General features: G+C 57.9%; 23 protein-coding genes, 4 tRNA genes and 1 riboswitch. Of the genes, 5 read left to right on the top strand and 22 right to left on the bottom strand.

Annotation, left to right across the window (positions count from 1 at the left end; all coding sequences use genetic code 11):
• Nucleotides 1–13: 13 nt before the first annotated feature.
• The 8 genes from AB4O22_RS03470 to AB4O22_RS03435 all read right to left on the bottom strand — a co-directional run bounded on the left by AB4O22_RS03470 (nt 14) and on the right by AB4O22_RS03435 (nt 5078).
• Nucleotides 14–883, bottom strand: a complete 870-nt coding sequence (locus AB4O22_RS03470; RefSeq protein ID WP_053163144.1) for a hypothetical protein — start codon at nt 881–883, stop codon at nt 14–16.
• Between the two features lie 53 nt (nt 884–936).
• Entirely contained in the window at nt 937–1551 is a 615-nt protein-coding gene (locus tag AB4O22_RS03465; protein WP_053163300.1) for a GAD-like domain-containing protein, read from the bottom strand.
• Between the two features lie 51 nt (nt 1552–1602).
• On the bottom strand, nt 1603–2229 hold the full coding sequence (locus AB4O22_RS03460) for a hypothetical protein (protein WP_053163146.1): 627 nt from the start codon (nt 2227–2229) through the stop codon (nt 1603–1605).
• A 57-nt stretch (nt 2230–2286) separates the two neighbouring features.
• Entirely contained in the window at nt 2287–2643 is a 357-nt protein-coding gene (locus AB4O22_RS03455) for a hypothetical protein (protein WP_460095866.1), read from the bottom strand.
• Nucleotides 2644–2712: 69 nt separating this feature from the next.
• Nucleotides 2713–3159: a hypothetical protein gene (locus AB4O22_RS03450; protein ID WP_460095865.1), complete on the bottom strand. Its 447-nt coding sequence runs from the start codon at nt 3157–3159 to the stop codon at nt 2713–2715.
• Between the two features lie 525 nt (nt 3160–3684).
• The gene (locus tag AB4O22_RS03445) at nt 3685–3957 is read right to left on the bottom strand and encodes a hypothetical protein (RefSeq protein WP_460095864.1); all 273 of its coding nucleotides are present in this window, start codon (nt 3955–3957) and stop codon (nt 3685–3687) included.
• A 5-nt stretch (nt 3958–3962) separates the two neighbouring features.
• Nucleotides 3963–4538: a POTRA domain-containing protein gene (locus AB4O22_RS03440; RefSeq protein ID WP_460095863.1), complete on the bottom strand. Its 576-nt coding sequence runs from the start codon at nt 4536–4538 to the stop codon at nt 3963–3965.
• Between the two features lie 463 nt (nt 4539–5001).
• Nucleotides 5002–5078, bottom strand: a tRNA-Arg gene (locus AB4O22_RS03435).
• Between the two features lie 525 nt (nt 5079–5603).
• On the opposite strand from AB4O22_RS03435, the gene AB4O22_RS03430 reads away from it, so the two are divergent.
• From AB4O22_RS03430 to AB4O22_RS03420, 3 genes are all read left to right on the top strand, one after another.
• Nucleotides 5604–5930, top strand: a complete 327-nt coding sequence (locus tag AB4O22_RS03430; RefSeq protein ID WP_003204761.1) for an Arc family DNA-binding protein — start codon at nt 5604–5606, stop codon at nt 5928–5930.
• 161 nt (nt 5931–6091) lie between these two features.
• A complete protein-coding gene (locus AB4O22_RS03425; RefSeq protein ID WP_080587852.1) occupies nt 6092–6904 on the top strand; it encodes an AraC family transcriptional regulator in 813 nt (270 codons plus the stop codon).
• Nucleotides 6905–6983: 79 nt separating this feature from the next.
• The gene (locus AB4O22_RS03420; protein WP_223472666.1) at nt 6984–7592 is read left to right on the top strand and encodes a LysE family translocator; all 609 of its coding nucleotides are present in this window, start codon (nt 6984–6986) and stop codon (nt 7590–7592) included.
• Nucleotides 7593–8056: 464 nt separating this feature from the next.
• Here AB4O22_RS03420 and mgtE read toward each other — a convergent pair whose 3' ends face one another.
• On the bottom strand, nt 8057–9499 hold the full coding sequence (gene mgtE, locus AB4O22_RS03415) for a magnesium transporter (protein ID WP_003204768.1): 1443 nt from the start codon (nt 9497–9499) through the stop codon (nt 8057–8059).
• 322 nt (nt 9500–9821) lie between these two features.
• On the opposite strand from mgtE, the gene AB4O22_RS03410 reads away from it, so the two are divergent.
• Entirely contained in the window at nt 9822–10337 is a 516-nt protein-coding gene (locus AB4O22_RS03410; RefSeq protein WP_223472726.1) for a cell envelope protein SmpA, read from the top strand.
• A gap of 40 nt (nt 10338–10377) precedes the next feature.
• Here the strand turns inward: AB4O22_RS03410 and AB4O22_RS03405 are convergent.
• From AB4O22_RS03405 to ltaE, 7 genes are all read right to left on the bottom strand, one after another.
• Nucleotides 10378–10454 (bottom strand) — tRNA-Arg (locus tag AB4O22_RS03405).
• A 72-nt stretch (nt 10455–10526) separates the two neighbouring features.
• Nucleotides 10527–10603 (bottom strand) — tRNA-Arg (locus AB4O22_RS03400).
• Between the two features lie 107 nt (nt 10604–10710).
• A tRNA-Ser gene (locus tag AB4O22_RS03395) sits at nt 10711–10801 on the bottom strand.
• A 62-nt stretch (nt 10802–10863) separates the two neighbouring features.
• A complete protein-coding gene (gene csrA / locus AB4O22_RS03390; protein ID WP_003178872.1) occupies nt 10864–11052 on the bottom strand; it encodes a carbon storage regulator CsrA in 189 nt (62 codons plus the stop codon).
• 184 nt (nt 11053–11236) lie between these two features.
• On the bottom strand, nt 11237–12478 hold the full coding sequence (locus tag AB4O22_RS03385; RefSeq protein ID WP_003204774.1) for an aspartate kinase: 1242 nt from the start codon (nt 12476–12478) through the stop codon (nt 11237–11239).
• An 89-nt stretch (nt 12479–12567) separates the two neighbouring features.
• Nucleotides 12568–15189 carry an alanine--tRNA ligase gene (gene alaS, locus AB4O22_RS03380; RefSeq protein ID WP_003204776.1) on the bottom strand — a complete coding sequence of 874 codons (2622 nt, stop codon included), beginning with the start codon at nt 15187–15189 and terminating at the stop codon, nt 12568–12570.
• Nucleotides 15190–15335: 146 nt separating this feature from the next.
• A complete protein-coding gene (gene ltaE / locus AB4O22_RS03375) occupies nt 15336–16340 on the bottom strand; it encodes a low-specificity L-threonine aldolase (protein ID WP_223472667.1) in 1005 nt (334 codons plus the stop codon).
• Between the two features lie 253 nt (nt 16341–16593).
• Nucleotides 16594–16763: riboswitch (FMN riboswitch) on the top strand.
• Nucleotides 16764–16863: 100 nt separating this feature from the next.
• Between ltaE and AB4O22_RS03370 the strand changes: the two genes are divergently transcribed.
• Nucleotides 16864–17373 carry a 6,7-dimethyl-8-ribityllumazine synthase gene (locus tag AB4O22_RS03370; RefSeq protein ID WP_024618891.1) on the top strand — a complete coding sequence of 170 codons (510 nt, stop codon included), beginning with the start codon at nt 16864–16866 and terminating at the stop codon, nt 17371–17373.
• A 122-nt stretch (nt 17374–17495) separates the two neighbouring features.
• Here AB4O22_RS03370 and astE read toward each other — a convergent pair whose 3' ends face one another.
• The 6 genes from astE to aruF all read right to left on the bottom strand — a co-directional run bounded on the left by astE (nt 17496) and on the right by aruF (nt 23959).
• Nucleotides 17496–18503: a succinylglutamate desuccinylase gene (astE, locus tag AB4O22_RS03365; RefSeq protein WP_003204782.1), complete on the bottom strand. Its 1008-nt coding sequence runs from the start codon at nt 18501–18503 to the stop codon at nt 17496–17498.
• A gap of 12 nt (nt 18504–18515) precedes the next feature.
• Entirely contained in the window at nt 18516–18803 is a 288-nt protein-coding gene (locus AB4O22_RS03360) for a hypothetical protein (protein WP_003178862.1), read from the bottom strand.
• 69 nt (nt 18804–18872) lie between these two features.
• Nucleotides 18873–20219, bottom strand: coding sequence for an N-succinylarginine dihydrolase (gene astB, locus AB4O22_RS03355; RefSeq protein ID WP_003204784.1), 1347 nt, complete (start codon nt 20217–20219; stop codon nt 18873–18875).
• 174 nt (nt 20220–20393) lie between these two features.
• Nucleotides 20394–21863, bottom strand: a complete 1470-nt coding sequence (astD, locus tag AB4O22_RS03350) for a succinylglutamate-semialdehyde dehydrogenase (protein ID WP_223472727.1) — start codon at nt 21861–21863, stop codon at nt 20394–20396.
• The gene (astA, locus tag AB4O22_RS03345; RefSeq protein ID WP_003204788.1) at nt 21860–22885 is read right to left on the bottom strand and encodes an arginine N-succinyltransferase; all 1026 of its coding nucleotides are present in this window, start codon (nt 22883–22885) and stop codon (nt 21860–21862) included. Before astA ends, astD begins: the two co-directional genes overlap by 4 nt.
• A gap of 54 nt (nt 22886–22939) precedes the next feature.
• Nucleotides 22940–23959, bottom strand: coding sequence for an arginine/ornithine succinyltransferase subunit alpha (aruF, locus tag AB4O22_RS03340; protein ID WP_003204790.1), 1020 nt, complete (start codon nt 23957–23959; stop codon nt 22940–22942).
• Nucleotides 23960–24044 lie beyond the last annotated feature (85 nt).

The following is a 24044-nucleotide window of genomic DNA, read 5'->3' as shown; positions in this document are numbered from 1 at the left end:
GTCGCGCCTGCGTCTAAAGCCCGAAGAAACGCTCGTAGGCCGTTTCCACTCGGACAGCAAGTTGATCAGGAACGGTGACCAGGTTTTCTAGCGCAGCCGTCTCTGCGGACAACAACGGACTCGACACCGCTGGAGCAGTCAAACCCAGTTGCTGTCGGACCTGGAAAATCGCGTGGATCTCTAAAGGCAACAGATCGAAAGGCGCATGCTTGAACTCAGGATCCCAGGCCCCACCGTTGTCTTCAGCGTTGGATAAGTGATACCGACAAAGCGCTTCCAACGCATCAGCTAGCCCTCGCTCATTTGTCCATTCGTCTATCACGTTTTGATAAATCCCCAGATCCATCGACTTGATCTCCGGAAGCGCAGCACCTTGCGAATAGACTGAATAAAGCCAGAGCATGAAAGGTTCAAATCGACGCCGTTCAAGATAGCTCGAATCGACGGCGCCTTTGACGGACAGCATTCCGGCAAGCACATCGGCCACGGATGCAACCAGATCACGACGATCCACAGCTATCAACCCGGCCAGCAAGCACCCAGCAATGCTCAACTGGTTAGTCAGGTTGGGGACGGTTTGGATGCCCTGAAGAAAACTCGTTTTGGAGAAAGCCTTGGCCTTGAGCATCAGCGCCCAATAACGGTACATCATCGAGCGCGAGACCTGTTCCCAGCCAGTAGCCTCTCCGTCACTGATCGCGACTTCGCCCCGAATGCCGTAATAAGCCGCCAGCATCCCCAACGAGTCAGCCACATTGTCCAATCCGCTTAATGAGTCGCTGGCCAGATCCTCATCGATAAAATCAAGCTCTTGAGCCGTCAGGCCTTCCGACTGTGACAGCCAGCGCCGGTGTTGGTGAAGCCGGACGTTGATTTCATCCATTTCGATATGCTCCTTTTACACCAGTACAACGCCCTTCCGCTTACTGTGCCCACTCAGGAACGCATCTGTCGAAGGCTCGTTAAGTGAATCTCTAAATTGCACTTAACCAACTGATCCAGCGAAGCCGTCCCTCCAACAAACAATGCTGGCTCAAAACCGTAGACCTCATGCTCGTCAAGTGCACCCAACTTTTCTAGGGCTCGCTCAAATAAAAACTCACCTTGACTATCCTCCAGATCATAACGTTCCTTATCAGACATAGCGAAAAATGTCTGAATAGCTAGATCTGGATCTTTATTAGGTACATTCAGTTTATTCATCAACGCGACGATAGACCCCGTCGGACATGAAACAACAATTTTCTGATTGTATTTCTCGCCCCAAGCATACAGCGTTCCAAAAGCACTCCGGGCAATAACGTGGTAATTATCTATTTGCGAAAATTCAGTATCGGCTAACCACGTATCGAGCAGGTGTTTGTAATCGTCCGGATCCACCGTCCAGAAAAGTCCATTGGCATACCCACACCAACCTTCTTTCTGCCAATAGGTGAGCAACACGTCCGGCAGTACCCCCCGATATTTCGCAACCTGGGAATCAAGCACCGGTCGATGTGATGTAGCGTCACCCATTACACCAATGAAGCACTCAAAATCTTCGTCTCGCACCCTGTGCCTCCCGTAGCTCAACGCCAAATTTCATTTACTGACCTGGCCGCCTTATTCCTGGTTAGCCACTAAGAAGCCGCTTTCGGTGAGAGCACACCTTCCGCCAGCCCGCCAGAATTTAAAATAGGACGCCAAATCAATATCAAACTTAAACAACGGCTGCCCAATATACCAAGCAAGATAGTAGTCCGTAGCCAACCCATAGAGCGCCTCAAACAGCGCATACACCTGCTCGCTCTCAGATACCCTACTCCCCCTGATTGCATCCCCGATCTCATCAAACAACCAGTAATGAGGAATATCTTTCTGAAACGCACCTTGCATACATTGCGCATCAACAAAAAGCACCTGGGCATTATGGCAAATTTCGAAAATTTCGGAATCACCAAGCACACCACATACCCTTTCCTGCTCCTTTAACCACTCCCGACCTAACTGAATCAACTGGTTTTTCTCCGCCCTACATTTAGGTAAGAGATAAAGAGAGTTTTCCATCTCTCCAGCGGTGAGAACGCGCCCTGTTCTAACAATCAACTCTTCCGCAAAAGGAAAGTAACTAAATATTCGCTTAAGCTCCTCAGCACTACCGTGCACCTTCAACAGACCCAGAAAATGAGACTTATCAAAAAGTGTTTCACCTTCACAGAAGGCACACCATTCCGACAACAAAGAGTTCATAGCCAACTTCTTCCAACTTCTGGCAGTGGCGAAAATAAACCCCCGCAACCATAGCTTTCACTCTTCATCCCAAAACTCCCCTGGTGGTGCATATTCACCATTTTTCAAGATAGCACACCAACCAAAACTCCTATAAAACATCTCAAGATCAATTATTTCATAAATCCCATTCCCAACGGCCTTCAGGGTAATCAAACCAGAAGCATGATGCGTGTACTGACCGCCCGCCCCAGCGACCGCTCTTAACTCCAACGCTTTCCGATCCCACTCCAACACCACTCCAGACGATTCAGGAATAGTTTCCGCAAAAAAAACCTCAAATTCCTTGGCTACCTTGCATACACAAGGAATCCGCTCCTGTCGGAGCAGCTCATCCGTAATCAAATTCTGGGGGAAATCAACTTTCAACATCATTACAAAACTCTCCATAAAAAGAAGACAGCTTTATTTAAACACCGAACAGTTAAATACCCCCTTTTCCCATCAAGATCCCGACAAAACCAAGAGCACGGATCTAAAAATATAAAATCTATCATCAACAGCTGATGATGCGTCATATATTGCTTCGGTCGCTGTCATAAGCGAATCATCTCCGCCAGCTAAGGACAGCGCCGATACAACACGCGCCTGACTAAACAGCCGAAGAACTTTTACATCTAAGCCCTGCCCCTCATTCAGGCTGTCTTGCAAGTCAAAATACTGCTCATCTAACTGCGCAGCCAAAACATCGAGCCCAGAAACCTGCTCGGCCGCGAGCTTATTACCAAGACATAGTTGCTTAAGAGATTCGACGACAATAGGCACGTCTACTGGACAAGCCTGAAAAGCAAGCTCACAGGCTACCTTTACCGCACTTCGACGCTGTTCTTCATTGGCTACTTTCAGTTTTTCTACAAGGCTTTTCTCAACTTCTTCTAAGCGCATGATCATTACTTAACCTTGGACAGTGGCTTAATGACGTTAGCACATTGCCCCCAGCCGCCTCAAATAATCTCTCTACCTCTCGTCAAGACATATCCGCTAGACCAACCCCAAGATCGGCTTGATCTGTTCATTCATTTCCACAAAAGTTTCATAGGACATGTCCGGGTTATCATTGAGAACCAAATAAACCCCATCCTTCAGCCGAACAGCCATACGACACTTGTCTTGCAGTCGTGCAATGACTTCATCAGGGCCATAGCCTAGAGCACGCTGACAAAGGATTTTGTATGTCGAGGGCAGCAATAATTGAAAGTACCAGCGCAAACGTGCGCCGGGTATCAGCCAAAATAAAAACAGCTACCAATTAAGACTTTGGCAAGACCGAAAGTACGGATCTAAAAATATGAGACCCATCATCAACCGCTGATGATGCCTCATATATTGCTTCGGCCGTGGCCATAAGCGAATCCTCTCCGCCGGCTAAGTACAGCGCCGATACAGCGCGTGCCTGGCTAAATAGCTGAAGGACTTTTACATCTGAGTTCTGCCCCTCCCCATGCTGTCTTGCAAGTCAAAATACTGCCCATCTAACTGTGCAGCCAAATCTTCTAACCCTGAAACCTGTTCAGTCGTGAGCTTATTACCAAGACATAGTTGCCTAAGGGATTCGATAACAATAGGCACGTCTACTGGACAGGCCTGAAAAACAAGCTCACAGGCTACTTTTACCGCATTTCGTCGCCGCTCTTCACTGGCGACTTTTAGCTTTTCGACGAGGTTTTTCTCAACCATCTCTAAACGCATAATCATTAGATCTTGATATCGGCTTCGGCGGTCGGCACACGCTTGAAGTTTTCCAGCGCCTGCTCGATGTCGCGCAAGTTGAGCAGATCGCCAGGATTGGCCGGCATCGCGTTCCAGGCATTGGCGCGGGAGCTGGTGCCCTCTTCGAAACGAATCTCGCGAATGCGCCCCGGCACCAGGGTCAAGACCAGAACCCCGCTGTTCAAGTCCTGGGCTTCGGCGAGCACGCGAGTGGTGACGTAGCCGGCCTCGATGATCGCGTTCTGCATGCGCTTCATCGTCAGATTGATCCCGCCACCGCCGAGGCAACGACCGATGGCAGGGTCATCCTTGGGGTTGGCAGCGCGCAACGCCCACTGGAATTTCTCCGACGCCTCGCCAATCAGACGGATGTCATTGATGGCAAAGCAGGGACTTTCCTTGGCGGGCAAGCGATCGACACCCTCAGCCACAGGGGCCGCCTGCAGGCGCACATCCGGCCGGGATTCCAACTGCTCCCTCAACACCCGTTCGCGCTCTTGCTGGCGCAGCAGTTCTTCTTCAGGCCCAGCCGCCTGCGCAGCGCTCCACGCACCCGTCATCCACGCTGTCATCAACAGCAGCGCGAGAGACTTGGCGTTTTGTGCAGATGAACGGGTTCCGTCAACACAACGGCGAGTATTGCTCGGTTTACGCGTTCGGCAGGGTGCGGCTGGGTGCATGTCACATCCTTGTGGCCTGAATCAAAGACACGGTGGGTCACGCCCGCCGGACGCGGCATTGGCGCTGACATAGATAAAAGAGGTACGAACTCCATCGAAAACGAAGGAAAAGTCCTACAACGTACCGAGACGGTCAGATAGCCGAGGGGAAAGAAAGTTTCGCATTACCGAAATATCCTCGATACAAATGGCTAGAAATGGGGAATCGGTCACAGCATTGAGGGGTGAAATGGCCGTGCAAGGCCTGAACGGCGCGCTCAGACCGGAGTTGATCGTTCGGGGATGGGGATGGGGATGGAAGCAGGAAAAGTCAGCGGCAATTTCGCTAACCCATTGTTTATAATGGTGTCCCAGGGCAGGTTCGAACTGCCAACCTTCCCCTTAGGAGGGGGATGCTCTATCCAATTGAGCTACTGAGACACGAGTCGACCACGAGATACGCGGTGCGCGGGACGGCGTGCATGTTAACGACCTGCCCTGCGTTTGTCATGTCGCCCATGGCTTTTTAAGTGTAGGCAAATAGTACTCCCTGTAAGGCTGGCAGATCCCGGATGCCGAGTTTTGGCCGCCATTCATCCGCCCTGGTTCGCTTATCCTAGTAAATCGGCAATTTGCCACTATCCTGTACAAGACAGGGACGGCACACGTTTTTGTCCATTTCCGTTATCCGCCAGACGGTATGGCACATAGACACAATCCGACGGTCACAGATGCGAACCTGTTGTTTTTTACCAACCAGTCCGCATTTTTTGATGAAGGGTACTGGCAGAACGCCTTTACCCGGATCAGAATTTGTCACAGAATTGGCGCCAATGATCTGGCAATTTTGAGGCATGATGCGGGCCTCTTAACAATTCAGGTTGAACATTTGGCAATGGAGCTTGTCTTATCGACATCCTGCGGCCAATCCCGAGAACCGCTCCCCTGAACTAACCGGTTAAATATATGCGCCCATTGAAACAGGCAATTTATTCCAGCCGTACGGCTGACAAGTTCGTCGTACGTCTGCCAGACGGAATGCGGGAACGCATTGCCGAAGTGGCTCGCAATCATCACCGCAGCATGAACTCTGAAATCATCGCGCGTCTTGAACAAAGCCTTATTCAGGAAGGCGCGTTGGGTGAAGAGTTGAGCATGCGCCTGGACAGCCCAGAGCTGTCATTGCATGAGCGCGAACTGCTTCAACGCTTCCGACAACTCTCCCATCGCCAGCAGAACGCCCTCGTTTCGCTGATTGCCCATGACGCAGAAATGGCCGCAGACGCGACCTGATAGTCCCCAAAATACTCAAGCCAGCCTCGTGCTGGCTTTTTTTTGCCTGGCATTTGGCCCAAGCCTGCTTTTCAAGCACTCATCAGCGAACCAACACCACTGCTGCCCCATGGCAGTAATGCTAAATTGATCCGCTAAAAAGTATGGGCATGGAGGCCTGCATGACAGGTCACGCATTCAAGATCCAAAGAATCCCAGGGCTGGGCGTGGAAATCGTCGAGGCCGATTCAGATCGAACGTTCGTCCGGCATATGCACGAACATTTTGGCATTGGCTTGCTTGTGCGCGGGGCGCAACGTTCAACCAGCGGCCGAGGCCAGGTAGAAGCGACGGCCGGCGACCTTATTTCGGTCAATCCGGCCGAAGTGCATGATGGCGCGCCCATCGGAAACGGGACACGTCGTTGGCAGATGCTGTATTTCGACCCGCCACTGATTGCGCAGGCATTCAAGGATATGGCGAACGATGGGGGCATCTGTGCCCAGGAATTCGCTTATCCGGTACTGCCGCGCCCGCGCGCGGCAGAATTGTTCCGCACTTTGTACCAAGCCGTCGCTCAAGCCGAGGAGCTTGGCGATCACCTCAAGATCGAAGAAACGCTCGCGCTTTTGCTCGAACATTTGCTGGATCGCTCCATACCGGTATCGTCTTTGCCGGAGGTCGCGGCAAACCGTGCAAAAGCCCTGATCGACGACGATCCGCAGTCGTCCATGTCGCTTGCCCTGCTCGCCAGGGAGGCCGATTTAAGCCGTTTTCAACTGGTACGCGCCTTCACCCGCCTGACCGGTTTGACACCCCACGCCTATCTGCTGCAACGACGTATCCACCGGGCACGACAACTGATCGCTGCTGGCATGCCGCTGGCCGATGCGTCCCTGGCCAGCGGTTTCGCCGATCAGAGCCATATGACCCGATGCTTCGTGCGCAGCTTTGGATTCTCACCCGGCATGTACGCCCGGCAAGGGCACCCGTAGCGACCCGCAATTTCGTTCAAGATGCTCCTCCTCATCACAGGCAGGCTGGAGACTCCATAACTGCCAAGGTCGGCGTCGCATGAACCTCGAATTTTTTGTCACTTCCCTGATCGTGGCGGCTTCGCCTGGTACTGGCGTGGTCTATACGGTTGCAGCCGGCCTGGCCCGGGGCTGGCGCGCGAGTGTGGTAGCGGCATTGAGTTGTACCCTGGGGATCGTGCCGCACATGCTGGCAGCCATCACGGGCCTCGCGGCACTGCTGCACACCAGCCCACTGGCTTTCGAGATCACCAAGTACCTGGGCGTCGCTTACCTGCTGTGGATGGCATGGAGCACGCTCCAGAGCCACGGGGCATTGCATATTGATCCGCACAAGACTCCGCGCTCGAATGACGCGGTGATTTTTTCGGGCATTTTGCTCAACCTGCTGAATCCAAAGCTGTCGATTTTTTTCCTGGCCTTTCTACCGCAATTTCTCGCGCCAGGAGAAACGGATGCCATGTGGCGCATGCTGCAACTGAGCTTCATCTTCATGGCGATCACCTTTGCCGTCTTCGTCATCTATGGCGTGCTCTGCGCATCGATGCGCCGCCATGTTCTGGAGCGTCCATCCGTGTTGCAGTGGTTGCGCCGCCTGTTCTCGGCAGCCTTTGTGTTACTGGCTGTACGACTGGCGTTGATGCAGTGATGCGTGGGGGATTTTGTGAAGAGCAGGGTTGGTGTGTATATCCATTGCTGCGGTAACGGGGCGCCGAAATCAACGTCCACCGCGAGGCGGCCTTGTAGCCGACCTGGCTCTTTGGTGATCGCGTTTCTCCTGTGGGAGCGAGCTTGCTCGCACGATAGCGGAGGGTCAGTTTGTGGTGATGTTGGATGTGCCGGCGTCATCGCGAGCAAGCTCGCTCCCACAGATTTTGCGGTGCACACGGATTTTGTGCCTGCCAAAGATCCAATGTGGGAGCGAGCTTGCTCGCGATAGCGGTGGTGCAGTTGCATAGAGGCTGGACCTGCCAGCTGCTCTTGTCTTTAGTCTTGACGCCCCGCAATCCAAAAGAAGCGCAAAAAAAACGGCGCTTCCCATTTCTGAAAGAAGCGCCGTTTTTTCTATGTGGACAGTATTACGCCAAACAGGCGGTTTTTTCGATGAGCGACTCAGAGCAGGAAAATCGTCGCCAACCCCAGGAAAATGAAGAACCCGCCACTGTCAGTCACTGCAGTGATCATCACACTGGCGCCCATGGCAGGGTCACGGCCCATGCGGGCCAGGGTCATGGGGATCAGGACCCCCATCAATGCCGCCAACAACAGATTGAGCGTCATCGCGGCCGTCATGACCACCCCCAGCGACCAGCTGCCATAGAGCAGATAAGCCACCACGCCAATCACCCCACCCCAAATCACACCGTTGATCAAGGACACAGCCAGCTCCTTGCGCATCAATCGCGATGTATTACCGGTACTGACCTGGTCCAGCGCCATGGCACGGACGATCATGGTGATGGTCTGGTTGCCGGAGTTGCCACCGATGCCGGCGACGATGGGCATCAGCGCCGCAAGCGCCACCAGTTTTTCGATGGAGCCTTCGAACAGGCCGATGACCCGGGAGGCAACAAACGCGGTGATCAGATTGATCGCCAACCAGGCCCAGCGGTTACGCAGGGATTTCCAGACCGAGGCGAAGATGTCTTCTTCTTCGCGCAGACCGGCCATGTTGAGGACTTCGCTTTCGCTTTCCTCACGAATCAAGTCGACCATTTCATCGATGGTCAGACGACCGATCAGCTTGCCGTTCTTGTCGACCACCGGCGCCGAAATCAAGTCATAACGTTCGAACGCCTGGGCCGCATCATAGGCGTCTTCGTCCGGGTGAAAGCTCACCGGATCGCTGGCCATGACCTCGGCCACCTGTTTTTCCGGATCGTTGACGAGCAAACGCTTGATGGGCAGAACGCCCTTGAGTACGCCGTCGTAGTCGACCACGAAAAGCTTGTCGGTATGCCCCGGCAGCTCCTTGAGGCGACGCAGGTAGCGCAATACCACTTCAAGGCTGACGTCCTCTCGGATCGTCACCATCTCGAAGTCCATCAGCGCACCGACCTGCTCCTCGTCGTAGGACAACGCCGAGCGCACACGCTCACGCTGCTGGCCGTCGAGGGCTTCCATCAGTTCGTGGACAACGTCCCGCGGCAGTTCAGGCGCAAGGTCTGCGAGTTCGTCGGCGTCCATTTCCTTGGCCGCCGCCAGCAACTCGTGATCATCCATGTCGGCGATCAGGGTTTCCCGAACCGAGTCCGACACTTCGAGCAGGATGTCACCGTCGCGATCAGCCTTGACCAACTGCCAGACCGTCAGACGCTCTTCCAGTGGCAAGGCTTCAAGAATGTAGGCGACGTCGGCGGAGTGCAGATCATCGAGCTTGCGTTGCAGCTCAACGAGATTCTGCCGGTGGACCAGGTTCTCGACCCGGTCATGATGCGGACCTTCCTGGCGATGCGTCAGGTCTTCGACGACCCGCTGGCGCTGCAGCAGCTCAACAACTTGAGCGAGGCGATCCTGAAGGCTTTCCTGCGTTTTTTTTACATCTACTTGGGTCATAGGCGAACTCCACTCCCAGCAGTGGAGCACGCCGGAAGGATCAATCAGTCAATTCATGATTGGCAAAACTAAATATTGAGTAACTACTGGGTAAGTCCATGGAGATATTCCAAAGCCCCGGCGGGGCTGACGGGCGCAATCATACACCGCTTGACGCTTTAAAACGCTAAAAAATCATGGCAAGAACAAGCGCTTGCGAGACAAACCTGAACACAGGCTGAACCTGTTCCTTTACGACGACTTATCCAGAAAAGAAAACACACGCCGCGGCGCAAATGCAGCGACTACCCTTCTCTTCTGCACCGTCAAGGAGGACGATCGGATGCATCCAAACCACTGCCTGTTCCTGCTCGCCTGCTTGCCCTGCCTGCCTTTGTGGGCTGCCGGGCAGACCGTGCATCGCTGCGAAAACATCGCAGGGCACGTGACATTCACCACCCTGAGCTGCGGCCCGGGAGAAGCCCTGTCGCTACAACAGATCCATCCGTACCGCCCAGGTTCGACCGAACCGACAATCAAACCGACGACCGAGGCAATGCTGCCTGAAGCGGAGCGCGGGCAAACATCCGGCAATAAAACCACGCGCAAGGAACCGACCGTGGTTGGCCAGTTCCAGGACCGCTGCGGGAACCTAATCGACGCCAGGCAACGCCGCGACGCCATCCTGGACCGACGCATCATCACCGGCATGAGCCAACAGGACGTAGAGAGCGCCCTGGGCAAGCCAGACTCGATCAAAGTTCGGAATTCGAGCACGCGGTATACCTACAAGGCGAGGAAAGGTCGCAGCGCAGAGGTCGTGTTCGATGAGAGGGGATGCGTGAAAGGCAAATCGTAGACAGCAAAAAGCCCGCGTTAAACGCGGGCTTTTTGGTGTTTGGTGCACTCGACAGGATTCGAACCTGTGACCGCTCGGTTCGTAGCCGAGTACTCTATCCAGCTGAGCTACGAGTGCAGATTGTGGTTTTATACCAGATCACAACTGGTTGAAGCCAAGTTATTTGCATTGCTGCAAACAACTCTTAAATGGTGCACTCGACAGGATTCGAACCTGTGACCGCTCGGTTCGTAGCCGAGTACTCTATCCAGCTGAGCTACGAGTGCATTTGTTGCCGCGCATTATAGGTCGTCAATTCCTTTTGTAAAGCGCTTTTTTCAGTAATTTCAATCACTTACTGAACAAGCCAGGTTTTGACGCACTAAACGAATAATGGCGGAGAACGGGGGATTCGAACCCCCGACACCCTTTTGAGGTGTACTCCCTTAGCAGGGGAGCGCCTTCGGCCACTCGGCCAGCTCTCCGCAACACGGGGCGTATATTAACCACCTTCATCCCCGTTTGCAAACATAAAAATCGATAAAAATTAATGGCTTGGTTCGTCGTCCTTCTCTTTCTTGATACGCAGGTAAATTTCCTCGCGGTGTACAGCAACCTCTTTCGGGGCATTGACGCCGATACGCACTTGGTTTCCTTTGACGCCGAGCACGGTCACGGTGATTTCGCCATCGCCAATAATCAGGCTTTCTGCACACCGACGGGTCAGAATCAGCATACCTTTCTCCTCACGCAATTCACTTAAGGGACAACAGTCTGCAAAAAAAAGGCGTTGGACCTACAACCGAAACGGTCGAAGCCTACAGGCCTAGTATTGACCAGCGCGGGCAAAAGAACAGTTTTGGGACGCGCCATTCAGAAAAACAAAGGGCGCGGTCCAGCCGCGCCCTCCAGACAACGCTTTATTCGCCCGGCTGGGCAGGAGCGTCGAGTTCGAAAGCCGTGTGCAGGGCGCGCACGGCCAGTTCCAGGTATTTCTCTTCGATCACCACGGAAACCTTGATTTCCGAGGTAGAGATCATCTGGATGTTGATGCTTTCCTTGGCCAGGGATTCGAACATGCGGCTAGCCACGCCTGCGTGGGAGCGCATGCCGACACCGACGATCGAGACCTTGGCGATCTTGGTATCGCCCACCACTTCACGGGCACCGATCTCGCCAGCGGTTTTTTTCAGTATCGCTTCGGCAGACTGGTAGTCGTTGCGGTGCACGGTGAAGGTGAAGTCTGTGGTGTTATCGTGCGAGACGTTCTGCACGATCATGTCGACTTCGATGTTCGCGGCACTGATCGGGCCGAGAATCTTGAACGCCACGCCGGGGGTGTCTGGCACGCCACGGATGGTCAGCTTGGCTTCATCGCGGTTGAAAGCGATGCCGGAAATGATCGGCTGTTCCATGGATTCCTCTTCATCAATAGTAATGAGGGTGCCCGGACCCTCTTTGAAGCTGTGCAGAACGCGCAGCGGAACGTTGTACTTGCCGGCGAATTCGACCGCCCGGATCTGCAACACCTTCGAACCGAGGCTGGCCATTTCCAGCATCTCTTCGAACGTGATCTTGTCCAGGCGCTGGGCCACAGGCACCACGCGTGGATCAGTGGTGTAGACACCATCCACATCGGTGTAGATCTGGCATTCGTCAGCCTTGAGGGCTGCTGCCAGCGCTACGCCCGTGGTGTCGGAACCACCACGGCCGAGGGTGGTGATGTTGCCCTGCTCGTCCACACCCTGGAAACCGGCGACCACCACGACACGGCCAGCCTTCAGGTCGCCGCGAATCTTCTGGTCGTCGATCTGCAGAATACGCGCTTTGTTGTGCGCGCTGTCCGTCAGGATACGCACCTGGTTGCCGGTGTAGGACACCGCTGGCACGCCACGCTTGATCAGCGCCATGGCCAGCAAGGCGATGGTCACCTGCTCGCCGGTGGAAACGATCACGTCCAGTTCCCGCGGAACCGGTTGCTGATCGCCGCTGATTTGCTTGGCCAGATCGATCAGACGGTTGGTCTCGCCGCTCATTGCCGACAGCACAACCACCAGGTCATCGCCCGCCTCGCGGAATTTCTTAACCTTGTCGGCGACTTGTTCGATTCTCTCGACAGTGCCGACCGAGGTGCCTCCAAATTTCTGTACGATCAAAGCCATTTCAAAGCCGCCTCTGCCCATGAAGGGCGCCCAATAATCACTCAACAGCGGTCGGGCCCGTGACTAGACCACGAGCCCGCGACGCTGCCTTAAATACCCTGCTCTACAAATGCAACGGTCTGGGCCAGTGCTGCGTCCAGTGCGCCGACGTCGGTACCACCGCCTTGCGCCATGTCCGGACGACCACCGCCCTTGCCGCCCACTGCCGCAGCGGCTTGCTTCATCAAATCACCGGCTTTGAGTTGGCCAGTCAGGTCTTTGGTCACGCCTGCGACGAGAACGACCTTTTCCTCATGGACACTGCCGAGCAGGATCACTGCGCGGCCGAGTTTGTTTTTCAGTTGATCGACCAGCGCCAGCAGCGCCTTGCCATCCTGGCCGTCCAGACGCACGGCCAGCACTTTCACGCCCTTGACGTCCACGGCCTGGGCCGAGAGATCGTCGCCCGCGGCGCTGGCGGCCTTGGCCTGCAACTGCTCGAGCTGCTTCTCCAGCAGGCGGTTGCGCTCCAGCACAGCCGACAGCTTGTCGATCAGGTTGTCGCGGCTGCCCTTGATCAGGGTTGCCGCTTCCTTGAGTTGTTCTTCGGCCGCGTTGAGGTAGGCCAAGGCCGCCGCGCCGGTGACCGCTTCGATCCGGCGCACGCCGGATGCCACGCCACCTTCGCTGATGATTTTCATCAGTCCGATGTCACCGGTGCGGTTGGCGTGGATGCCACCGCACAGTTCAACGGAGAAGTCGCCCATGCTCAGCACACGCACGCTGTCGCCGTATTTCTCGCCGAACAACGCCATCGCGCCCTTGCGCTTGGCAGTCTCGATGTCGGTTTCTTCGGTTTCCACCGGGGAGTTCTTGCGAATCTCGGCGTTGACGATCTCTTCCAGCGCCTTGAGCTGCTCAGGCTTGATGGCTTCGAAATGGCTGAAGTCGAAGCGCAGGCGCTGACTGTCCACCAACGAACCCTTCTGCTGGACATGCTCGCCCAGCACCTGGCGCAACGCGGCGTGCAGCAAGTGCGTGGCGGAGTGGTTCAGCGACGTGGCATGTCGAACATCGGCGTCGACATGGGCGGCCACCGGGGCGGCGATCATCAGGCTGCCCGAAGCCAGCACGCCGTGGTGCAGGAAGGCACCGCCGGTCTTGGTGGTGTCACGCACGTCGAAACGCGAACTGCCGGCCTGCAGGTAACCGCTGTCGCCGATCTGGCCGCCGGATTCGGCGTAGAACGGGGTCTTGTCCAGCACGATCACGCCTTCCTGGCCTTCGCTCAGGATGTCGACCGATTGCCCGTCCTTATAAATGGCAACGATCTTGGCCGAACCGGTGGTGCCTGCATAACCGGTGAACTCGGTGGCCACGTCAACCTTGACCAGGCTGTTGTAGTCCATGCCGAAGGAACTGGCGGAACGCGCACGCACCCGCTGGGCGTCCATCTCGCGCTCGAAACCTTCCTCGTCGAGGGTCAGGTTGCGCTCGCGGGCGATGTCGCCAGTCAGGTCCATCGGGAAACCGTAGGTGTCGTACAGCTTGAACACCACATCGCCCGGGACCACGTTGCCCTTGAGCTCGGCCAGGTCCTGCTCGAGGATCTTCAGGCCTTGCTCCAGGGTCTTGGCGAATTGTTCTTCTTCAGCCTTGAGCACGCGCTCGATGTGCGCCTGCTGGGATTTGAGCTCCGGGAAGGCTTCGCCCATCTCGGCCGCCAATGCCGCGACGATCTGATAGAAGAAGCTGCCCTTGGCGCCCAGCTTGTTGCCGTGACGGCAGGCGCGACGGATGATCCGACGTAGCACATAACCGCGACCTTCGTTGGAAGGCAGCACACCGTCGGCAATCAGGAAACCGCAGGAACGGATGTGGTCGGCCACCACTTTGAGCGACGCCTGGTTGTCGTTGGTGCAACCGATGGCCTGGGCCGACGCGCTCAGCAGGCTCTGGAACAGGTCGATTTCGTAGTTGGAGTGAACGTGCTGCAGCACCGCACTGATCCGCTCCAGGCCCATGCCGGTGTCGACCGACGGAGCTGGCAGCGGATGCAACACGCCATCGGCGGTGCGGTTGAACTGCATGAACACGTTGTTCCAGATCTCGATGTAGCGGTCGCCATCTTCTTCCGGCGAGCCGGGTGGGCCGCCCCAGATGTCGGCGCCGTGATCGTAGAAAATCTCGGTGCACGGGCCGCACGGGCCGGTGTCACCCATGGTCCAGAAGTTATCGGAGGCGTAAGGCGCGCCTTTGTTGTCGCCGATGCGCACCATGCGCTCAGCCGGGACACCGACCTCTTTGGTCCAGATGTCATAGGCTTCGTCGTCAGTGGCGTAGACCGTTACCCAGAGCTTCTCCTTGGGCAGGTTCAGCCACTTGTCGGAGGTCAGGAAGGTCCAGGCGAAGGTGATGGCGTCGCGCTTGAAATAGTCACCGAAGCTGAAGTTACCCAGCATTTCGAAGAAGGTGTGGTGACGAGCGGTATAACCGACGTTCTCCAGGTCGTTGTGCTTGCCGCCTGCACGCACGCACTTCTGGCTGCTCACCGCACGGGTGTAGGCACGTTTTTCCTGGCCCAGGAAGCAGTCCTTGAACTGGTTCATCCCCGCGTTGGTGAACAGCAGGGTCGGGTCGTTGCCCGGAATCAAAGAGCTGGAGGCTACTCGGGTGTGGCCTTGCTCTTCGAAGAAGCGAAGGAAGGCTTCACGGATTTCTGCGCTTTTCATTAGGTTCTTCCACGGAGGCTGCGGCCAAAGGCCTGTGCAAAACGTCAACAGACGAAGCAACGGCAAAGGGCCGCATTATATCGGCCCTTCGCGTGGGGTACAGCGTGTTTATGCGATAGAAACTGTCAATTGGCCCGGTTGACGGGTCAGTGGCGGGAAAATTCGACGAAAGTGGCGACCACCTGGTCGATTTGCGCCGCGCTCACGTCCATGTGCGTCACCATTCGCAGGCGTGGCGCCGCGCTGAGCTTGACGCCCCGTTCATCGGCAAATGCCTTGATCGCCTCGGCCCGCTCGCCCATTTGCACGTAGACCATGTTGGTCTGCACCGGCTCGACTTCATAACCCGCCGCACGCAAGCCCTCGGCGAGCCGCTGGGCATTGGCGTGGTCATCGGCCAGGCGCTGGACCTGATGTTCCAGGGCGTACAGCCCCGCCGCCGCGAGAATCCCCGCCTGGCGCATGCCGCCACCGACCATCTTGCGCAGCCGGCGGGCCTTGCCGATCAGTTCGGCGCTGCCACACAAGACCGAGCCCACCGGCGCGCCGAGGCCCTTGGACAAGCACACCGACACCGAATCGAAGTACTGCGTGATCTCATGGGCATCGACATTCAGCTTGACCGCAGCGTTGTACAACCGCGCCCCGTCCAAGTGCAGGGCCAGGCCATGTTCCTGGGTGAAACGCCGGGCCCGGGCCAGGTATTCCAGTGGCAGCACCTTGCCCTGCATGGTGTTTTCCAGGGCCAGCAGGCGGGTGCGGGCAAAGTGGAAATCATCGGGTTTGATCGCCGCGGCGACATGCGCCAGGTCCAGGGAACCGTCCGCCTGCACTTCAAGGGGCTGGGGCTGGATCGAACCGAGCACGGCCGCACCGCCGCCTTCGTATTTGTAGGTGTGGGCCTGCTGGCCGACGATGTATTCGTCGCCGCGCTCGCAGTGGGCCATCAAGCCCAACAGGTTGCTCATGGTCCCCGTGGGCACGAACAGCGCTGCGGCAAACCCCAGGCGCGCGGCCAGTTCGGCCTCGAGGCGATTGACGGTCGGGTCTTCCCCATACACATCGTCGCCGGTAGGCGCGCTGGCCATGGCATCCAGCATGCCGGCGGTAGGTTGGGTGACCGTATCGCTGCGAAGATCGATAACACTCATGAATCTGGCCTCGGGCTCAAGTGGAGGGAAATCCCTTTCGAAGGGCAATTACTGCGGTCATGGCGAGGAATAATCAAGCCCAGGACGACACGAACCAACAGATTATTCAAAACCCCTGTTGGAGCGAGCTTGCTCGCGATGACGGCGGCACATTCAGCAGCGATGCAAGCTGATCCACCGCCATCGCGAGCAAGCTCGCTCCCACAAGGGGTTATGTGTTAAAAATTGCCCGCCGTCACAAAGCGTGGCGGCAAAACGTTCTCAGGGCGGGGTGTAATTCCCCACCGGCGGTAATTGCACGCAACGTGCATAGCCCGCGAGCGCTTGGTGGTACACCACTTTTTTAGGGTGTAGCGACAAGGTCAGCAGACCCGGTGTGATTCCGGGGCCGACGGTCATAGTCCGGATGAAGAGAGAACGGGATTGATACCCAAGGGCCGACTGCGACTGTCCGTGCGCGGCGTACCCTCGAATCCCCTTCGATTCATGACGCCCTGTTTTTCACACAAACAGGAACCAGAACATGCAACCCACTGCAATCGACAGCAAAAGCAAAAGTCATCCGGGCGAGCGCGTCGCGTTCATCCAGGCCTGCTGGCACAAGGAAATCGTCGACCAGAGCCGTAAAGGTTTCGTCGCCGAAATGATCATCCAGGGTTACCAGGAAAGTGATATCGACTTCTTCGAAGTCGGCGGTGCCTTCGAGATTCCGCTGCACGCCAAGCTGCTGGCCAAGTCAGGCCGCTACGCCGGCATCGTCGCCGCCGGCCTGGTGGTAGACGGGGGCATCTACCGCCACGAGTTCGTCGCCCAATCGGTGATCAGCGGCCTGATGCAGGTCCAGCTGGAAACCGAAGTGCCGGTATTCTCGGTGGTGCTCACGCCGCATCACTTCCATGCCGGGGAAGAACATCAGAAGTTCTTCTTCGAGCATTTCGTGCACAAGGGCCAGGAAGCAGCGAAGACCTGTGCCGATACGTTGCACAAGACCCGGGCGTTGCGCCGTAGTGAGCAGCGGGCGGTAGCGGTCTAAAAGCCGCTAAAAACCTGTGGGAGCGAGCTTGCTCGCGATGGCGGTGGTTCAGCCTGCATTAATGTTGACTGATACATCGCTATCGCGAGCAAGCTCGCTCCCACAATAGTTCGGTGTGGGTTTTAGATCAGGTTTTCGTCGGTCGCCGGCACGATCAGGATGCCAGCCCGCAAGCCATTCTTGACCTTGGGGTTCGGAAAGATGATCCGGGCACCCTCTTCTTCGATCACCCAGCGGGTCTGGGCGATGTCTTCGGCCAGCACGTAGCCTTTCCCCAATTCCGAGAAGTTCTCGATGTCCGCTGGCAGGTTCAGGCGGAAACTGTCGCTGTGCTTGATGATTTCCCGGGCCACGCTGAACAGCTGCAGGCCATCGAGCCCCTCATCCAGCTCCGGCTCGTTGCCCTCGATGATCTGTTGCAGGCGGGTTTCCAGCAGGCTGACGTTGACGCCGTCGTTCTGCCCGAATGGCCGGGCCTTGCCCAGTTCCAGGGTGAAGGACTCGGCACCGAGCTGGTCGTAGGTGTAGGCGCTGAACACAATGGACGGCTTGTTCTGCAGCAGCACCGCCTCCATGCCCCCGGCACGCAGGCGTGCCAGCTCACGGCGTGAATGCTGGCGACCTTCTTTCCACGGGTAGAGGGCGAATTGCTCGATCTTCGAGCCGCGGATGGCGGTGTGCAGGTCGTAATGCAAGCGACTGCGTTCTGGCCGGCTGAAGAAACTGGCGGCCAATCGCTCCAGCTCGCAGGCCCGCAGCGCCTCGGGGCCGCCGCTCAGCTCGTGGCGGCCATTGAACAGGCGGTTGACGTCCTGTTCGACGAAACGCTCACCGCGCCGGATGGCCTCGGGGTTGCCGAACAGGAACAGAATGCGTGCCCGCGGCTTCAAATGGCCACGGGCGATGTCATGCAGCAAGCGGTCGAGCAGCTCGATAGGCGCGGTTTCATTGCCGTGGATACCGGCCGACAGCAGCAGGTCCAGGCCGTTGTCCCGGGCTTCGGGCGGCTTGACCTCCAGCGCGCCCTCGCTCAACCAGCGCATCCGTACGCCTTCGACAGTCAGTTGAGTCTTCTCCGCCGGTTCACGGCCGGCGAGGGTCAGTTCAAGCAGTTTGCCGAGGGCGAGCATAGCGCGGTTTCCTTAATGGTCGTGGCCGCAATCCGGGCCATGGACATGGTCATCGTCGCCGACGTCCGCTGGTTCCATTTCCAGTTGCAGGCTGACCAGGTTGGTCGCCAATGGACGCAACAACAGGTTGGCGTATTCCTCGTCCCCTTCCTCGACATCGACGCCGATCAGCAACTGACCGCGGCCATCCTGCTGGATCCACAATTCCTTGCCTTGCCACATCACCGCGACGCGGGTGCAGGAAGTTTCCAGTTGAGTGCCGTCGGTGTCTTCAAGGATCAGCTGCAGGGTATCGCTCATGTCTTTACATTCTCGTCTGGGGATAAGGCAACGCGCCCTGCTTTGACTGTAGTCAGGTCGCGCGCGCTTTCAATTGATCTGGAAAGGATAAACCGCGCCAAGTTTAAGGATTTGTGTCAGTTCATCCAGTGCCGCACGGCATTCGAGCAGCAACTGCGGGTCTGCCAGATCGTTTTCGGTCATGCGGTCGCGGTAGTGCCGCTCGACCCATTGGGTCAGCGAATCGTACAGCGGCGCGGTCATGATAACCCCTGGGTTGACGGCCGCCAGCTCGGTTTCATTGAGCGCCACGCGCAACCTCAAGCAAGCCGGGCCACCACCGTTCTGCATGCTTTGCTTGAGGTCGAAGACCTTCACTTCGCGAATCACCCCGCCAGTGCCCGTCAGGCCCTGCAGGTATTGCCAGACACGTTCGTTGCTACGGCATTCTTCCGGCACGATCAACAGCATCGAACCGTCGGGACGCGACAGTAACTGGCTATTGAACAGGTAGGAACGTACCGCATCATCGACGGTGACCGCCGAACGCGGCACGCACACCGATTGAAATTTCCCACCGACCTTGGCGAGTTTGCCGCTCAATTCGGCCAGCATCTTGTCGGTCTCGAGAAACGCGTCCTCGTGATAGAACAGCACTTCGCCATTGCCCACCGCGATCACGTCGTTGTGGAACACACCCTGGTCGATCACCGATGGGTTCTGTTGGGCGTACACCACGCCCTCCTCCCTCAGCCCGTGCAGACGGGCAACGGCCTGGGAAGCTTCGAGGGTCTGGCGCGCCGGGTATTTCTGCGGCGCGGGATAGCGGGTGTCAAAAGCACTGCGACCGAACACGAAGAATTCAACACCAGCCTCGCCGTAGGCGCGGCAGAAACGGGTGTGGTTGGCCGCGCCTTCGTCACCGAACTGCGCCACCGCCGGCAAGGCGGCGTGGTGGGCGAAGTGTTGCTGGTTGGCGAACATCGCCCCCAGCACTCGACTGGTGGTCGGATGTTCGATGCTGCGGTGGTATTTGCAGTTCAGGTTGGCGGCGGTGAAATGCACGCGGCCATCGGCCGTGTCGGCGCTCGGGCTGACTGTGGCGGCATTGGCCACCCACATGCTGGAGGCCGAGCAACTGGCAACCAGCAACGGCATCGCTTCTTTCGCGGCCTGCTGGATGACCTGGGCATCGCTACCGGCAAAGCCCAACCGACGCAGGGCCGCCACGTCCGGGCGTTCCTGTGGCGCCAGCACACCTTGCTGGAAACCCATGTCCATCAACGCTTTCATTTTCGCCAGGCCCTGCAACGCCGCTTCCTTGGGGTTGGAGGACTGCTGGCTGTTGCTCTGGGACGCGACGTTGCCGTACGAGAGCCCGCCGTAGTTATGGGTCGGCCCCACTAGACCGTCAAAGTTGACTTCATAGGATTTCATCAGCGAGGCTCCACGAGGATCTGTTTTTTTATAGGCATCAATAACAACCGAGTCGCGGCTATCGCGGGCAAGCCTTGCTCCCACAGGTTCTGCATAGTTCCTGTGGGAGCAAGGCTTGCTCTCACAGATTTGGCATAACTCCTGTGGGAGCAAGGCTTGCCCGCGATGGCGGTCTCAAGACATGCGCACGCCGGGAGTGAGGGCAGCCGGCATCACAAGGCTTGGTGTCTCCAGGGAAGCCACCGGATACGCGCAATAATCGGCCGCGTAATAAGCGCTGGCGCGATGGTTGCCCGAGGCGCCGACACCGCCGAACGGCGCGCTGCTGGCGGCACCGGTCAGCTGTTTGTTCCAGTTGACGATACCGGCGCGGCTTTGCAGCCAGAACTGCTGGTAACGCTCCAGGGAATCGGACAGCAACCCGGCGGCCAGGCCATATTGCGTATTGTTGGCCTCGGCGATTGCCGCTGCGAAATCTTTGTAGCGGATCACTTGCAGCAACGGCCCGAACAGCTCTTCATCGGGACGCTCGGCCACGGCCGTCACGTCCAGGATACCCGGTGTCAGCAATGCGGCCTGGGCCTGCGGTTGGGTCATGCTCAACAGCGGCACGGCGCCTTTGCCCAGCAAATGGTTTTGCGCATCCATCAGCGCCTTCGCCGCGGCCAGGGAAATCACCGAACCCATGAACGGCGCCGGTTGCTGGTCGAAGGCACCGACTTCAAGGGTCGAGCTGACCGCCACCAGGCGCGCCAGCAAGGCATCGCCCCAGGCGCCTTCCGGCACCAGCAGGCGGCGCGCACAGGTGCAGCGCTGCCCGGCGGAAATGAAAGCGGACTGGATAATGGTGTAGACCGCCGCATCGACGTCGGCCACCTCATCCACCACCAGCGGGTTGTTACCGCCCATTTCCAGCGCGAGGATCTTGTCCGGACGCCCGGAAAATTGTTGATGCAACAGATTGCCGGTGCGGCTGGAGCCGGTGAAGAACAGCCCGTCGATGCCTGGGTTCGCCGCCAGGGCGATACCCGTCTCCCGCGCGCCTTGCAGCAGGTTCAGTACGCCCGCCGGCAGACCGGCCTCGACCCAGCACTTGACCGTCAGCTCGGCAACTTTCGGCGTCAGTTCGCTCGGCTTGAACAATACGCTGTTGCCGGCCAGCAGGGCTGGCACGATGTGGCCGTTGGGCAAATGACCAGGGAAGTTGTAGGGGCCGAACACCGCCACCACACCGTGGGGCTTGTGGCGCAGCACAGCGGTGGCGTCGCCCAGGGGGCCGCTCTTCTCGCCAGTCCGCTCGCGGTAGCTCTGCACCGAAATGGCGACTTTGTTGACCATGCTGGTCACTTCGGTCGCCGCTTCCCACAACGGCTTGCCGGTTTCTTCACCGATGCAATGGGCCAGTTCGTCTGCGTGGCTTTTCAGGGCAGCGGCAAAGGCTTCCAGCACCTGGATGCGTTCATCCAGCGAGCGCCGAGCCCAGTCCGGGAACGCCTGGCGCGCGGCCTGCACCGCCGACTCCACTTGTGCCGCCGTGGCGCCGTTGCCCGACCACAATACCTGCTGGGTCACCGGGTTCAACGACTCAAAGAGATCACCCTGGCCTTCCAGCCAGCTTCCTGCGATGTACAGCGAGTTCATTATTTCGACTCCCGGGCAGCAGACAGCGCGACGGCACGTACCTGATCGCCGGCGTTGAGTTGAAGACGTTTGGCGGTCAGCGGATCGACCACCAGCGTGCCGGCGGCAAAGCGCGCCGGTGCAGCGGTGATGCGGCAGTCTTCGCGCTTGCGGTTATGGATGAGGAACGGCGTGGCGTCATCGCCCGGCGTACCGATGGCCAGCACCAGCGCCTGGCTGTCGCGAATCGCGCGGATCTTGCCGGTTTCGCATTCCACCGCTGGGCCGGCGTCGAAGATGTCGACGTAACCCTGGTAGCTGAAACCTTCGCTCTTGAGCATCGACAATGCAGGTTCGGTATCCGGATGAACCTGGCCGATCACGGCCCGGGCATCTTCGGACAAGAAACAGGTGTACAGCGGAAACTTGGGCATCAGCTCGGCGATGAACGCCTTGTTGCCCACCCCGGTGAGGTAATCGGCCTGGCTGAATTCCATCTTGAAGAAGTGCCGGCCCAGGCTTTCCCAGAACGGTGAACGCCCCTTGTCGTCGGACATGCCGCGCATCTCGGCGATGATCTTGTTGCCGAACAACTGTGGGAATTCGGCAATGAACAACAGCCGCGCCTTGGCCAGCATGCGGCCATTGAGACCACTGCGGAAATCGGCATGGAGGAACAGCGAGCACAGCTCGGAATTGCCGGTCAGGTCGTTGGCCAGGAACAGGGTCGGGATTTCCCGATAGATGTTCAATTCCTGGGACGCGCTGACCGTCAGGCCAACCCGGAAGTTGTACCAGGGCTCACGCAGCCCAACGGCACCGGCGATAGCGGAAATGCCCACCACGCGACCGTCGTCGTCTTCGAGCACGAACAGGTAGTCCGCGTCACCGCGCCCGGCTTCACCGCGAAAGGTCTTCTCGGCCCAGCCGACCCGATGGGCCAGGCGCTCTTCGTTGGCCGGCAGGGTGGTCAGGCCGGTGCCCGTGCTGCGGGCCAGGGCGATCAGAGCGGGTAAATCGCTGCTGCGTACGGGACGAACGATCATGCTATCTCCTCAAACGGGTCGCTCACGCCACCCGCGAAACTCAGCTGTAAAGCGTTATACGGCTACCAGACGCACGCTGGCGCCTTCGCCGACGCCCAAGGCTTCGGCCGCTTCCATGTCCAGCGTCACGGGTTTGCCCGGCGCGTAATCGAGCTCGAGCAGCACGGCGCGGTAATCCTGCAATTGGGCATTGGCCACCAGGTATTGGCGGCCGGCCCCCTTGACCGGTTCGCCGATCTTGACCGGCACCACGCGGCTCTGGGCAATCGAGCGGATGCCCGAGACACGAGCATGCAGGGTCGGACCACCGTCGAAGATGTCGATGTAGTGATCGGTCTCGAAACCCTCACGCATCAGGATGTCGAAGGTGATCTGCGCCCGCGGATGGACCTGGCCCATGGCTTCCTGGGCGGCGTCCGGCAACAGCGGCACGTAGATCGGGTAATGGGGCATCAACTCGGCGAGGAAAGTACGGCTTTTCAGCCCGCACAAGCGCTCGGCGGCGGCGTAGTTGAGGTCGAAGAAGTTGCGACCGATGGCATCCCAGAACGGCGAGTCGCCATTCTCATCGCTGTAGCCGACGATCTCGGTCACCACCGAATCGGCGAACCGTTCCGGGTGGCTGGCGACGAACAGCAGGCGCCCGCGGGAATTGAGTTCCGACCATGGCGAACCCACCAGCTCCGGCACCACGTAGAAACTGGTCAGCAGGCTGTTGCCAGTCAGGTCGTGACACTGGGAGAGCACGTGGATCTTGTTGTGGATCTTCAGCTCACGAGAGGCGTGAACGAAGGTCTCGTTGCGAAAACTGTAGAACGGTTCGGAATAGCCGGCCGAAGCGACGATGGCCGAACAGCCCACCAGCTTGCCGGTCGCGGTGTCTTCAAGGACGAAGAAGTAGCTCTCTTCACCATTGAAGCTGACTTCGGCGGCGAACGAGGCTTCGCTTGCGGCGATCTTGTCGCTCAGGCGTTCCACGTCATCCGGCAAGGAAGTGACACCGATCGGACTGTCCGCAGCCAGACGCTGTACCTCGCCCAGATCAGCCATTTGCGCGGGGCGCATCACCAGCATGGTGTCACTCCTTAACTTGAAATAAAGGGTTCGACCGTCAGGTCGATACACAGAAAAAAACTAAACGAACACCCTGGCCCGCATT

It is taken from the genome of Pseudomonas sp. S3_B11 (assembly GCF_054667715.1).
This window is presented reverse-complemented; position numbering and strand designations above follow the sequence as displayed.

Excerpts from the sequence above, each read along its gene's own strand:
- AB4O22_RS03470 (WP_053163144.1), bottom strand. The coding sequence starts at position 883 with ATGGATGAAATCAACGTCCGGCTTCACCAACACCGGCGCTGGCTGTCA.
- AB4O22_RS03460 (WP_053163146.1), bottom strand. The coding sequence starts at position 2,229 with ATGAACTCTTTGTTGTCGGAATGGTGTGCCTTCTGTGAAGGTGAAACA.
- AB4O22_RS03455 (WP_460095866.1), bottom strand. The coding sequence starts at position 2,643 with ATGATGTTGAAAGTTGATTTCCCCCAGAATTTGATTACGGATGAGCTG.
- AB4O22_RS03450 (WP_460095865.1), bottom strand. The coding sequence starts at position 3,159 with ATGATCATGCGCTTAGAAGAAGTTGAGAAAAGCCTTGTAGAAAAACTG.
- AB4O22_RS03445 (WP_460095864.1), bottom strand. The coding sequence starts at position 3,957 with ATGCGTTTAGAGATGGTTGAGAAAAACCTCGTCGAAAAGCTAAAAGTC.
- AB4O22_RS03440 (WP_460095863.1), bottom strand. The coding sequence starts at position 4,538 with ATGACGGGTGCGTGGAGCGCTGCGCAGGCGGCTGGGCCTGAAGAAGAA.
- AB4O22_RS03430 (WP_003204761.1), top strand. The coding sequence starts at position 5,604 with ATGCGCCCATTGAAACAGGCAATTTATTCCAGCCGTACGGCTGACAAG.
- AB4O22_RS03425 (WP_080587852.1), top strand. The coding sequence starts at position 6,092 with ATGACAGGTCACGCATTCAAGATCCAAAGAATCCCAGGGCTGGGCGTG.
- AB4O22_RS03420 (WP_223472666.1), top strand. The coding sequence starts at position 6,984 with ATGAACCTCGAATTTTTTGTCACTTCCCTGATCGTGGCGGCTTCGCCT.
- mgtE (WP_003204768.1), bottom strand. The coding sequence starts at position 9,499 with ATGACCCAAGTAGATGTAAAAAAAACGCAGGAAAGCCTTCAGGATCGC.
- AB4O22_RS03410 (WP_223472726.1), top strand. The coding sequence starts at position 9,822 with ATGCATCCAAACCACTGCCTGTTCCTGCTCGCCTGCTTGCCCTGCCTG.
- csrA (WP_003178872.1), bottom strand. The coding sequence starts at position 11,052 with ATGCTGATTCTGACCCGTCGGTGTGCAGAAAGCCTGATTATTGGCGAT.
- AB4O22_RS03385 (WP_003204774.1), bottom strand. The coding sequence starts at position 12,478 with ATGGCTTTGATCGTACAGAAATTTGGAGGCACCTCGGTCGGCACTGTC.
- alaS (WP_003204776.1), bottom strand. The coding sequence starts at position 15,189 with ATGAAAAGCGCAGAAATCCGTGAAGCCTTCCTTCGCTTCTTCGAAGAG.
- ltaE (WP_223472667.1), bottom strand. The coding sequence starts at position 16,340 with ATGAGTGTTATCGATCTTCGCAGCGATACGGTCACCCAACCTACCGCC.
- AB4O22_RS03370 (WP_024618891.1), top strand. The coding sequence starts at position 16,864 with ATGCAACCCACTGCAATCGACAGCAAAAGCAAAAGTCATCCGGGCGAG.
- astE (WP_003204782.1), bottom strand. The coding sequence starts at position 18,503 with ATGCTCGCCCTCGGCAAACTGCTTGAACTGACCCTCGCCGGCCGTGAA.
- AB4O22_RS03360 (WP_003178862.1), bottom strand. The coding sequence starts at position 18,803 with ATGAGCGATACCCTGCAGCTGATCCTTGAAGACACCGACGGCACTCAA.
- astB (WP_003204784.1), bottom strand. The coding sequence starts at position 20,219 with ATGAAATCCTATGAAGTCAACTTTGACGGTCTAGTGGGGCCGACCCAT.
- astA (WP_003204788.1), bottom strand. The coding sequence starts at position 22,885 with ATGATCGTTCGTCCCGTACGCAGCAGCGATTTACCCGCTCTGATCGCC.
- aruF (WP_003204790.1), bottom strand. The coding sequence starts at position 23,959 with ATGCTGGTGATGCGCCCCGCGCAAATGGCTGATCTGGGCGAGGTACAG.